The organism is Pedobacter sp. MR2016-19 (genome assembly GCF_014947265.1).
Classification (GTDB): domain Bacteria; phylum Bacteroidota; class Bacteroidia; order Sphingobacteriales; family Sphingobacteriaceae; genus Pedobacter.
In genome coordinates this window covers 125,947-138,094 of record NZ_JADCNK010000002.1, presented here as the reverse complement: position 1 = coordinate 138,094, position 12,148 = coordinate 125,947, and the positions used below count along the sequence as shown (strand labels likewise).

At 38.4% G+C, this 12,148-nt stretch carries 11 protein-coding genes; 1 reads left to right on the top strand and 10 read right to left on the bottom strand.

The features are described from left to right. Positions 1-60: 60 nt before the first annotated feature. A complete protein-coding gene (locus IM793_RS02900) occupies positions 61-720 on the top strand; it encodes a hypothetical protein (protein ID WP_193419660.1) in 660 nt (219 codons plus the stop codon). Between the two features lie 140 nt (positions 721-860). Here the strand turns inward: IM793_RS02900 and IM793_RS02895 are convergent, their stop codons facing one another. From IM793_RS02895 to IM793_RS02850, 10 genes are all read right to left on the bottom strand, one after another. Continuing rightward, on the bottom strand, positions 861-1,052 hold the full coding sequence (locus tag IM793_RS02895; RefSeq protein ID WP_113947856.1) for a hypothetical protein: 192 nt from the start codon (positions 1,050-1,052) through the stop codon (positions 861-863). 71 nt (positions 1,053-1,123) lie between these two features. Then, positions 1,124-3,208 (bottom strand): glycoside hydrolase domain-containing protein, encoded by a 2,085-nt coding sequence (locus IM793_RS02890; protein WP_193419659.1) that lies wholly within the window; start codon positions 3,206-3,208, stop codon positions 1,124-1,126. A 550-nt stretch (positions 3,209-3,758) separates the two neighbouring features. After that, positions 3,759-4,277 (bottom strand): DUF2911 domain-containing protein, encoded by a 519-nt coding sequence (locus IM793_RS02885; RefSeq protein WP_121282198.1) that lies wholly within the window; start codon positions 4,275-4,277, stop codon positions 3,759-3,761. Between the two features lie 133 nt (positions 4,278-4,410). Beyond that, positions 4,411-4,938 carry a class I SAM-dependent methyltransferase gene (locus IM793_RS02880; protein ID WP_370629755.1) on the bottom strand — a complete coding sequence of 176 codons (528 nt, stop codon included), beginning with the start codon at positions 4,936-4,938 and terminating at the stop codon, positions 4,411-4,413. 187 nt (positions 4,939-5,125) lie between these two features. Continuing rightward, positions 5,126-6,820: a sodium:solute symporter gene (locus IM793_RS02875; RefSeq protein WP_193419658.1), complete on the bottom strand. Its 1,695-nt coding sequence runs from the start codon at positions 6,818-6,820 to the stop codon at positions 5,126-5,128. 168 nt (positions 6,821-6,988) lie between these two features. Continuing rightward, positions 6,989-7,414, bottom strand: coding sequence for a putative toxin-antitoxin system toxin component, PIN family (locus tag IM793_RS02870; protein WP_193419657.1), 426 nt, complete (start codon positions 7,412-7,414; stop codon positions 6,989-6,991). Next, on the bottom strand, positions 7,395-7,616 hold the full coding sequence (locus IM793_RS02865; RefSeq protein ID WP_121282195.1) for a hypothetical protein: 222 nt from the start codon (positions 7,614-7,616) through the stop codon (positions 7,395-7,397). The genes IM793_RS02870 and IM793_RS02865 overlap by 20 nt, the downstream gene beginning before the upstream one ends. A 57-nt stretch (positions 7,617-7,673) precedes the next feature. Further along, on the bottom strand, positions 7,674-10,142 hold the full coding sequence (locus tag IM793_RS02860) for a PIG-L family deacetylase (protein ID WP_193419656.1): 2,469 nt from the start codon (positions 10,140-10,142) through the stop codon (positions 7,674-7,676). Positions 10,143-10,235: 93 nt separating this feature from the next. Further along, positions 10,236-11,339, bottom strand: a complete 1,104-nt coding sequence (locus tag IM793_RS02855) for a M20/M25/M40 family metallo-hydrolase (protein WP_193419655.1) — start codon at positions 11,337-11,339, stop codon at positions 10,236-10,238. Between the two features lie 9 nt (positions 11,340-11,348). Next, positions 11,349-11,960: an N-acetyltransferase gene (locus tag IM793_RS02850; protein ID WP_227256115.1), complete on the bottom strand. Its 612-nt coding sequence runs from the start codon at positions 11,958-11,960 to the stop codon at positions 11,349-11,351. Positions 11,961-12,148: the final 188 nt, after the last annotated feature.

Genomic DNA, 12,148 nt, shown 5'->3' with positions numbered 1-12,148 from the left:
TTCTTTCAAATTGAATTAATAAAAATTTGATGCTCTAAAAAAAATTCGATAAATTCATTTATGCCAATTAATGAAAAATACATTGAAGATTTTATTGAAAATGAATTTATGCATATTATATGCAAATCCGTTAGCGGCTCAAAATTATTTCAAGATGATGGTAATAGGTTATATTTTCTGCTAAAATATACACAGTATTCTACAGGTTATTTAAACACGTATGCTTATATCTTATTGGATAATCACTCACATTTTTTGATAAAAAATACAAGTTCAGATGAACTTAAATCGTATTTAAAATCTTTGAGTAAGGATTCATTAAAAACACATCAGAAAAAATATTTGGCTAATGAAATTTGTTATAGCGAAGCTGTTGAATTTCAGATGAAAGATTTCTTCATTGCTTATGCTATGGCATTTAATAAGAAGAATGATAGGTCTGGATCTTTATTTGTCAACCCTTTTCGAAGAGTGAGAATTATTGATGAAGTACATTTAAATCAATTGGTTATTTATATTCATGCAAATGTATTGAAGCATAGCATTTGTACAGAATTTGAGCATTACAAATGGTCATCCTATCAAACGATTTTATCCGAGAAAAAGACAATACTGAAAAGAGAAGAGGTATTAGATTTTTTTGGTGGCAAAGACAATTTTGCTAAACAGCATCAAATTCAAAGCCAATACTTCTACACCTGCAACCATCAAATCGAATAGTTTCTATAGAATTCAATATATCCAAAGAAGTCAAGTTTTAAAAACTTGACTTCTTTCAAATCAATAAAAAAGCAGCCAGGTTTATTAAATCCTGGCTGCTTTATATAATCTGGTATGATGAGATTTTTGGGAGGCGTTTTTTACAACAATCCGTACAAACCGTGAGCATAGTTCCTTAATGATGACGATACCGTCTTCATCTTGTCAGGCGATGGGCCTTTTACTTTATACGCTTCGGGATGAAGTTCTAAAGGCTGTTCATTAACTTGTTCTAAGGTGCTTTTGTTGCCTAGTGTTGCATTTTGTTCTTCGCTTAATTTTAAAGGTGCCATGATCTTGAATTTATACTATTAACAACAGAGATATGTAGAATTAGTTTGTCGCTTTGTGTTAATTTTTTAAATTATTTTTCAAGATTCGAAATCCAGTTTTCCGTATCCGAAATTTTAACCGGAGCGGCCGAAGCAATAATTTTCAGCACTCCCCCTGCATTGATATCCTCTTGTGTGATAAAATTCTTTTTAAAAGGCTTTCCGTTAAGAAAAACTTCCTTTATGTATTTATTCTTTGAACCAAAATTTTCCGTTTCGATGGTAAAAGTTTTCCCTTTTGGCAGGTTATAACTTAAAGATGGAAATAAAGGTACATTTAAATAATAAATCGACCACCCTACGCAGGCAGGAGAAAAACCACTTGCTGCAAACACATACCAGGCACTCATCGCACCAGCATCATCGTCCATCGTACGCAAATAAGCATGTGGCTGGTTTCTGTAAATTTTACCGATATAACTACCGATTCCGCGGCTGTTATCGTTAAAATAATTCTGGATTACCGTATCAGCTGCCAATTGATGCATCCAATACTGCGATTTATAACCAGACCTGGTTATATTATACATCAACGGTACCTGCAAATCGGGTTCATTGGCATGGTTGTATAAATCGCGGGCAAAAAATTCATCCAGTTTTGCCAGATAAGATTCCTCTCCCCCGTCCAGGTCAATTAATCCTTTAAAATCGTAAGGCACAAACCATCGATATTGCCAGATGGTGCCTTGGTATAAACCACGGGCCTGCATACGGTCAACATCATTTTTGCTCATGTCTTTAAAGTCTTTGTTCCAATATTTCTTGTATTCAAGTGCTTTATTGAGATAAAAATCAGATTTTTCTTTATTCTTTAAAATCTTAAAGATTTCTGCTAAGGCCCAGTTATCATAACTCGATTCTAAAGCTTTATCCGGAGATTTATAATTCAGCCCATTTACTTCTTTCACTAGCGAATCGGCAATCTTATTAAAATCTACCGGATAACCTTTTCGATAGGCATCAAGCAAAACCACTATAGCATGTTCAGAGCGTACTGTATTTGATGGCTCATTCTGACCGGCGTAATCTTTTTTGCCCGAATTATACAGATCGGCAATAGAACTCACCATTCCGGCATACCTATCTTGCTCAATTAACGAAAGCAAGGGTAATTGCGTCCGGTAATTATCCCAAATGGCCCAGCCATTGTAGCGAATTTCTTTATCTTTCTGAATTTCGCCTTTTGTATTGCGGTAGGTTCCGTCTGCCTCAGAAACCACATAAGGCGACTGCATGGTACGATATAAAAGTGAGTAGAATAACTTTGCACTTTCCAGGTCGCCATTTACAGCAATTTTAGAGAGATTTGTATTCCAATCGGCTTTGCTTTGTTCTTTTACGGCATTGAACGGATTTTTATTGAGAGAAGCTTTTGCAGCCTCGACACTTACCGACGAAAGTGCAACGTTGATTCCCACGGAGGTCAGTTCTCCTTTGAGCATGGCCATCATTTTATGATCGTCTAATACTTTCCACGATACATTATCGCCGATTTCCATATAATAAAACAACTTATATTTACCTGCTCCACAGGTTGTTTTCGAGGTAATCCATCCACTTAGGGCATTACCATTTACCTCGTGCGATTCGGCTACAAAAGCACCATTAAAAGCATAACCCAAATCGAGATAAAAACCTTTGTCGCCTTTTGGAAATTGATAGGCATGCTTCCCGGCTTTGCCCAATACGGTAAAACTGGCTTTAATTTTATTTTCAAAACCAACTTCATAATATCCCGGACTAGCTTTTTCAGAAACCTTAATCAGTTCCGACTTCGCCGGATCACTGCCTAAAAATGGTTTGATGAAAATATTACCACCCGAACCCTGACAACCCACGCCTTCGAACCGGTTGTGGGTAAAACCTTCAAATTTCCTGGCGAGGTATTCGTAACCAGTATGTGTTTTAGGATAAGTTTGAGGACCAATGCTCAACATGCTAAAAGGAGCCGATGCAGCCGGCGACATCTGCCCATGATCGGCAGAAGATCCTAAAAATACGTTTACCTGATCTACAGGCTTTGCCGTTTTAACAGAAAACATCTGTGATTTTTGTTGTGCTAAAACGTTTAATGAAAGAAGCGGCAATAAAGCCAATAATTTAATGGGAAACTTCATTATAGGGTGCTGGTTTGTAATTCGGTCTAAAATAACATTTTAACATGAAGTTGATATTATGTGTTAGGTTCTTTACAAACAAGGCCGAAAATCCATGCAAAAAAACGCTTCAACCAGAGCTGATGCCTATAGCAGTATTTCATTTATAGTGTTGTATTACACAGCAACTTAGTTCGTAAACCCGACAGCAGCGGCGGCTCCCGATTTTTTCTATCGGAGCTATAGCGGATGGCGGGACTGCAAACCGCCAAGAACCAAAAGCCCTTCCTTTCCTAAAAGCCATTTTCGATATTGGCTTATTGAAAAATAGATTTCAAATTAAAATTGCTTCCCCGAAAATCGGTCCAAACTGTCGGCTGAAAAAGCCCCCCTTGCAATGACGACTTCTTATTGAGAGATTTATGGGTACTGAATCTGCCTGCTTAGATCTTATCTAGGCAGATTTCTCGACTGCGTTACACTCCGCTCGAAATGACGATTCTTCGAGGAGATACATAAAAAAAGCCGTTCCAATTTTTAAACTGGAACGGCTCGACAATAATTTATCTTGCTATTTAATAGTAACCGGAACAGAAATTTTATCCCATTCTAAAGCGAATCCGCTTTTGGTAATTTTATAAACTAAACGCTCTTGTGTAGCTTTTAAGGCTTTGGTTTTAACATCAACACGCAAAGCATCTTTAGCTTCTTCGTATTTGTAAGCACCCCATTGTTTTGGTTCTTTGTTAAAAATAGCTGTCCAGGTTCCGCTTTCTTTAGGGATTAAAAAGAAGCTGTATTTTCCTGCCGCCAAAGGTTTACCTTCTACCACGATATCTTTATCGGTTTCGAAAGTAGTAGCCTCGTTTGCACCTGCGCGCCACACTTTATCAAAGGCTTCTAAACCGCCCCAGATTTTACGTCCTTTTACTGCCGGACTGCTGTAGTTGATAGTAATGGTTGCACCTTTAACTTTTCCTGTTGCAGTTGCTGCAGGACTTGGTTTAGGCTGTGCATCTTGTGCCATTGCACTTACAGAAACGGTAATTGCTGTAAATAGCAACGCGATTGATTTAATCATCGTTTTCATAGAATTATATTTATCTGTTTTTGTTGTTTTTGATTTTACGAATTTATGGCTTTAGGTTGATAAAAACTATAATGCTAGTGTCGAAAAAAATTCAGCAAAAATTTACTGTCTCTGCGTTATAGATTGAGCTGTATTATTTCTTTCTTCCAACAAATCTGATTACTGAGCCCAGGCCGTTATGAAACAAACCCTCATTCAGTTCAATTTCTTTTTCTTCCAGTACAATAATCTCATAATTTTCGAAATCGGCTCTTATTTCTTCGATCGAAAATAACATATCAATTTCTTTTGGTCCACCAACTTTTTCATTTTTGGCAAGATAATCAAGATGTTGCCTGCTAAAAGCTTCGAAAATAAGCAAACCGCCCTTGCGTAAATAATTGCTTAGTGTTTTGTGGTAGGTTGATTTAATTGCCGATGGAAAGTGAGCATAAATTAAGGCAATGATATCAAACTGTTCAGCTTTATAGTCCAGCTCCTGAAGTTCGCCCACCTTGTAATCAATGCTAACGTTATTGTTTTCTGCGAGTTGAAGTGCTTTGTTCTTTCCTTCAATACTGATATCAAAGGCCGAAACCTCCCAACCGAGTTTAGCTGCAAAAACAGCATTTCTGCCTTCGCCTTCTGCCGGAAAAAGTATTGTTCCGGTCTCGAGTTGCACCAACTGCTCTTTTAAATAGTTATTCGGTTGTTCGCCATAAGCAAACTAATCAGTACTGTATCGGTCATTCCATCTATCAACCCAAGCTTCGTTCATATTGAGCGTTATCTATTTTGTCGAAAATAAAGGTATTACATTTTAGGCTTGTACTCGGCAATTCAATATCTGATGCACGTAAAAATTAACTTTATCTGTCGGCTATGGTTTTGGGGTTAGTAAACAAGAGGCCAATTATCGAGAACATAATCACGGTTGCTGCACCTATTACATTGAGCCAAAGGAATGAAACAATATCGAACTCATAGACAGCGACAACGACAATTTCGGACAAGATCGCCGAAATAAATACAATAGGTCCGTTTATCTTTTTAAAATAAAATGCTACTAAAAAAATACCAAGAATTGGTCCGTAGAAAAGTGAACCCAGTACATTAACAGCTTCTATTAGCGAGCCCATTTGTGTAGCAAACATGGCAACAGCTATTGAAAAAATGCCCCAGGCTAAAGTATGCAAACGGCTATATTTTAGTTCGGTTTCGTCGTCTACCTCTTTTTTAACAAAAATGAGGTGTATATCTTTTAAAGAACAGGCAGCCAGCGAATTTAACGCAGCTGAAATAGAGCCCCAACTGGCCAAAAAGATAACTGCGAAAAGCAGGCCGATCATTCCAACCGGAAGGGTATTTTTTACAAAGTATAAAAAGATATAATTGGTATCGGTTTTCTCTGCATTGTAATTCGATTTGTTGATGGCCTCTTCTACCCTGCCATGCAGCTCTTTCACCTGTTTTTGCGTCGATTTAAATTTTTCTATCGAAGAATTTAGCGATGGTAATTGCTTTTCCTTTTCTTCAAGAATATTTTTTGATTGCTGGTTAAATTTCTCCGCTAAAGCATCGTGTTCCTTTTCGAAAGCTGCGGCTTGCTGAGGCTGAGTTTCTTTTAAATACTGGTAGGAACGTTCATTGAAATAAATCGGTGCTGGCTTTAATGAGAAGAAAGCAAACAATAACGCACCGATTAAGAGGATAGCAAACTGCATCGGAATTTTAACCAGTCCATTCAGCAGTAATCCCATTTTAGCATTGGTATTGTCTTTCGCAGTAATGTATCTTCCCACCTGGCTCTGATCTGTGCCGAAGTAAGAAAGTGCGAGAAAAAACCCTCCAATTAAACCACTCCAGATATTGTATTTATCCTTCCAATCAAATTCGGTGGTAATCACATTCAACTTACCCGATTTTCCGGCGAGGTAAAGCGCGTCTTTAAATCCGATTCCATTAGGCATATGCTGCACCAAAAGGTATCCGGCGAAGGCCATGGTACCCAGGATAATTAAAAACTGTAGTTTTTGTGTATGTGCAATTGCTTTTGCGCCACCTACATAAGTATAAATCAATAGAATTCCACCGGTAAGGATATTGGTTAGGTAAATATTCCAGTTTAAAACACTCGAGAGGATAATACTTGGTGCATAAATACTAATACCAGTTGATAATCCCCGCGAGAACAAAAATAGCAATGAAGTTAAAACCCTTGTCTTTTTATCAAAACGGTTTTCCAGATATTCGTAGGCTGTATATACATTTAACCGTTGAAAAATCGGGATGAAAGTAATGCAGATTACAATCATCGCCAAAGGCAGTCCAAAATAATATTGCACGAAGCGCATCCCATCTGTATAAGCTTGCCCGGGTGCCGATAAAAAAGTAATGGCACTGGCCTGTGTAGCCATAATCCCTAATAGCACAATGTACCATGGCATTTTATTATCGGCCTTTAAATAGGATGCATTGCTTTTCTGCCCGCGACCAATAAAAACGCCATAGGTTACCACAGCAAGTAAAGTAAATATCAGTACAGCCCAATCGATATTACTCATGCCCAGAATTTAGTAAACAGGTAATAAAATACAATCTGAAATACCAGCGCAATTGCCAAAAGGATATACCAGTTATTCCAGTTTTTGAATTGATTTTTCATTTTTAAGGACAACATTCTGAAAAATCAGATCACAAAACAACAACGACATTCAAAAGCTCCTGATCCGTTATATTTTGTTAACCTCATCTTCAAAAAATGATGAAATTGTTTTAATATTTGTATTGCCGATCTTTTCTATCATCAATAAATCCTGATCTCCGGTTAATAAGAAGTCAGCTTTCCCATCAACTGCGAGTGAAAGTAAAAAATTGTCCTTTGCATCCCGACAAATTTCAATTCTAGATTTGACTACAATGAATTCTCCATATTCATCTATAGTTTCAAGTAATTCTTCAATGTCTGTTTGAGCAAAATAACGCCTAAACTTTGGGCGCTTAACAACTTCAAGAAATTCTTCTAATAGTTCTTGGCTAAAGATTAAAATGCTCTTTTTCGAGAAAATTATTTCATCAAGCCTGGAAAAATCTTTTGAGATTAGAAAGCTAATCCAAAGATTAGTATCTAGAATGATCCTACTTTTCAGATTTCGCATAACGTTTAGCTCTAACCAACTCTACTTCATTTGTTATTTCTTCGAATGTAGGGATGGTTTGAGATTTGGAACGTAGTTTTTTCAATACCTCTGCAAATCCATTTTTGGAAACATCTTGAATAGCAATAAGCTTTAAAGCAGCTAAGTCTTTCAATAACTTAGTAGCTTTTGGGTTTAATATGTTAATTCGCATAGTGTCCATATATCAAATTTAAATAAAAGAAACCAATTTTCATTGTTTGCGGCTTTTAGTTATCTTCTATTTCCCGGCCGATAAAAAATTAAAGAACAACCTGGCTGCGCCAACATTTCCGGCGGGCAATTGTCTAAAAAATGCCAGAGGCGTATAAATGAAATTTCCCTTGCCATATTTTGCATACAAGGTAGATCCTTGAAGCGGCTCTTCACCGGTATCGTGCATCTCAAAAAGGGGGTCATATTTGGCATCCCATTTATCAGGGAAATAAGCTCCACGCTCCTGCACCCAGCCTTTAAAATCCTCGGCAGTGATTTTATTCGGATAATTTAAAAGTTTATGGTTAGGATTCAAGAATTTAACCTCCGCATTTTCTTCGGTGACCCTCTTGCCACTAATCGAGAATGGATAAACCCCGAAATCCTGTAAGGCCATGTCCTGTGTGGTATTATACTGCATTACAATGGTTCCGCCATTTTCTACATAACTACGCAAAGCAGTTTGCCAGTTTTTAATCCTTTTTTCGGTATTGATTACCCTTACACCTGTTACCACAGCATCGTAAGTAGCCAGTTTTGCAGGGCTTAGGATATCCGCTTCTGTCAGTACATCTACCTGTAAACCCGCCTGTCTTAAAAACTCGGGAATCAGGTCTCCTGCCCCTTCAATATATCCAACTTTTTTTGCCAGTACCTTTACATCTCCCTTAATCAACCAGGTTGTTGCCGGAACAAAATACTGCAGGGTTGGCAAATGCGGATACTGAATTAATATCTGTCCTTTGGAATATTCGTTCGCTTCTGACGAAAAAACTGCTTCAAGCTTATTCTGACTGGCTTTTATTTTGGCCAGATCCTCAACCGGGATCAGAAAATCTTTGGTAGTGATGGTATTTTCTGGCAAATTGATCCCCTGGAAGGTTTTTATCACCTGATTACCGATCTTAAAACTCACCTTACCGTAGTTGATATTTTTGTTTGCTTTTAAACGGAGTGTGACACTTAATGCTTCTTTTTCTTTAGCAAAATAAACAGGCTCGGCAAAACTCAAATCAAGTGGTGGAATAATCCTCAGGGCTTCTACCACATCACCTTTAACAGGATCTAATTTTTTATAAGATAAGGGCAGTTTGATCTCAAATTTTTCATTTTCAATCTTTAGTGACAATAACACATTAATAGGCGATTGCATTTCTGGTAATCCGATTAAGGTATCGTTGGCAACACTAAAAGTCGCAGCATCTTTTGCTGGTTTTGCCAACCAATAAGGCTCGGTAAGTGCTGCATCGACTGGAATCTGAATTTTACGTTCAATGGTGATCAGAGAATCGTTAGATAGACTCCTGTTCAGGTTATCCGTTTGGTTTAACCAGTTTACACGTTCTAACGTTACCGGAGTGGCTGATCTCGAAATTAAATTTAAACGGAAATTATATCCATTGCCTGCTATAGCTTCAGGCTGGTTTGTGACCACCTCGCCCATAAAACCTGCACTGCTTAAAATGATGTGATCGATAGCAGCAAGTTTATCTTTTCTCAATGCTACATCCTGTAATTCTGCAATTTTCTTTCTGAGCATCAATAGCCCATGCAGGCTTTTATCAGGCTGGTTGTAATTAAAAGATAACAAAACAATATCAATCAGTTCATCAATATCGGCTATGCCTTTATCTGACCAGTTCATGTTTAACCCATCAAAAAGAGTTCTCTTGGCTGGATCGCCCAAAACATTGGTAAAATATTCAGAACGTACACCGGCCACCGATTGTGTTCCTGCCCCCTGACTTTTATGCAAACTTCGGCTTAAACCGGCCAACTCGCCATAACCCATGCCCAACTGGGCATCATACTGTCCAACAGTTGCCTTTAATTGATTTTCTGCTGTGGTATTAACTGAACCAAACCTAAAGGTATTCCATAACAATCTTTTTGGCTGCCAAACAGAAACATACTTCAGCTGATTGGGAAACATATTTTTATCGGCAGCAGCCTTAAATGCTTTTTCGGCAACAACTGCAGAAGCTGCGTGTTGTCCGTGCCCCGCAGCAGCAGTTGGCGGGAAACGGCAGATAATCACATCGGGTCTGAATTTTCTGATCACCCAAACCACATCTGCAGTAATGCTATCGGCATCCCACTGTTTAAAAGTATCATTGGTATTCTTAGAAAAGCCAAAATCAATTGCCCTGGTGAAAAATTGTTGCGCACCATCTAATCTACGGGCTTCCAAAAGTTCGTGTGTTCTGATCAGGCCCAATGCCGCACCTTGTTCGGTACCCAAAAGGTTTTGCCCGCCATCTCCCCTGGTAAGGGATAAATAAGCTGTCTCTACATTTTGATCGTTAATTAACCACGAAAGTAAACCTGTATTTTCATCATCGGGATGGGCCGCTAAATATAAAACCTTAGGCAGGTGTTTTAAGGTTTTGAGTTCTCTATAAATCTCTGAAGATTTTGCCGGGCGAACTTGTTGCGCCGCACAGAACATTACCGGTAAACATAGTGTGAATATGGCAGTTAATCTTTTGAACATATTATTTGTTTTGCGAAATTCAAATATGCTCAAAAAGCTTTTACTTTAGTGCCTCCGAAACGAAAAAGGTACAAAAAATGGCGTTTCTCCGATTTACAATCCTTTAAAAACAGATTCGAGCAGACGGATGTAAATGCTTATTCCTTCTTCAATTTCTTCAATCAGGACAAACTCATCTGCAGTATGTGATCTGGCCGATTCTCCAGGCCCCATTTTTACAGAAGGCATCGTCAGCCAGCCCTGATCGGAACTGGTAGGGGAAATATAGGTTTTTCTGCCTAGCTTTTGTCCTGCCACTACCAGCGGATGTAAAACGTCGATGTTTGAAGGACTGAGCACATTAGGACGGACGTTAAAACTGCACAAGGTATGGTTGATGACGACATTCAGGATCTCCCGTGGGGTATAATTATGATCGAAACGGATATCAACCGTAAAATGGCATTCTCCAGGTATAATATTATGCTGCAAACCTGCATTTATTTGTGTAACGGTCATTTTTACCGGAGCAGGCAAATGGTCTTCAATCGGAAACTGAAAATGTGAAAACCAATCGATATCCCTGATGGCTTTGTAAATGGCGTTATCGCCTTCATCTCTTGCGGCATGTCCTGACCGGCCTTTGGCTACACAATCAATTACCATCGAGCCTTTTTCGGCAATAGCCATTTGCATGCCTGTTGGCTCGCCAACTATGGCAAAAGAAATGGGTTTAAGGTCATCCAAAATACTCCTGATGCCATTTAAACCCGAATTTTCCTCTTCTCCGGTGGCTGCCAAACATAAATTAAAAGCAAGATCAGTCGATTCATAAAAATAAATAAAGGTGGAAATAAGCGATACCAGCGAAGCGCCCGCATCGTTACTGCCTAAGCCATGTATTTTTTCGTCGTAGATAGTGGCCTGGAAGGGATTTAATGTATATTGCTCATTCGGCTTTACCGTATCATGGTGCGAATTGAGCAGAATAGTCGGTTTTGCATGGTCGAAATACTTATTGTAGCACCATACATTATTGTTTTTGCGGATGGTATTAATGCCATGTTTTGCCAGATAAGCTTCTATTTCATTGGCAGTACCCTGCTCTGAGCCACTAAAAGATGGTATGGCGATTAAAGCAGACAAAAGTTCTATCGCTTCGTTGTACAATTGGTTTAAATCAGGATGATTGATCAGTTGTTTTTCTACAGTATTCATAACGGTCTATTAAATGCTTTTAAGGCTGTGGTTTTGTTTCAATTGCAGGGTATTTTCGGCACTTGCGATAATCTGATCTATGTATTCGGGACTGAACAGCATGGCTGTGCATAAACAGTTGCTTCTATTTTTGCTTTCGAGGATAGCATAGTTCACACAGCTTTTGCAACCATCCCAGAAAGCAGTATCCTGGGTAATCTGTGCGAAGGTTACAGGCTCGAAGCCCAGTTGACTATTCATTTTCATAATTGCTGCGCCAGAGGTAATACTGAATATTTTGGCTTCTGGATACAAACGACGGGAGAGGCTGAAAATCCGGTTTTTAATACTTTTGGCAACTCCTGAGTTTCTGAATTTAGGAGCAACAATTAATCCTGAATTGGAGATGAAGGTATTTTTTTGCCAGCTTTCAAAATAAGAAAAACCAACCCATTCGCCACCAGCAGTTACTGCGATAACGGCTTTCCCGGCATTAATTTTTTCGACAACGCAAGCCGGCGTTCTTTTCGCAATCCCAGAACCTCTTAACAATGCTGAGTTTTGTGTTTCTGCTACAATTTCATCTGCATATTTTGCATCTGCGCTGGTTGCCACCCTGACAAAAATTATTGAATTGTTCATTTTAATAAAATTTCATATCTGCCAATCATCAAAAGCGGTACCCGGGCGGAGAACAGAAAAATAAAACACTGATTATCAATGTAAAAATTTAAATAAACAGATCACATTTCGGTAAGCATGAACAAAATCCTACCATTTTGAAAAGCTTTTTACCATATTGAAAAGTTATTCTTTATCTCAGCTTTGAT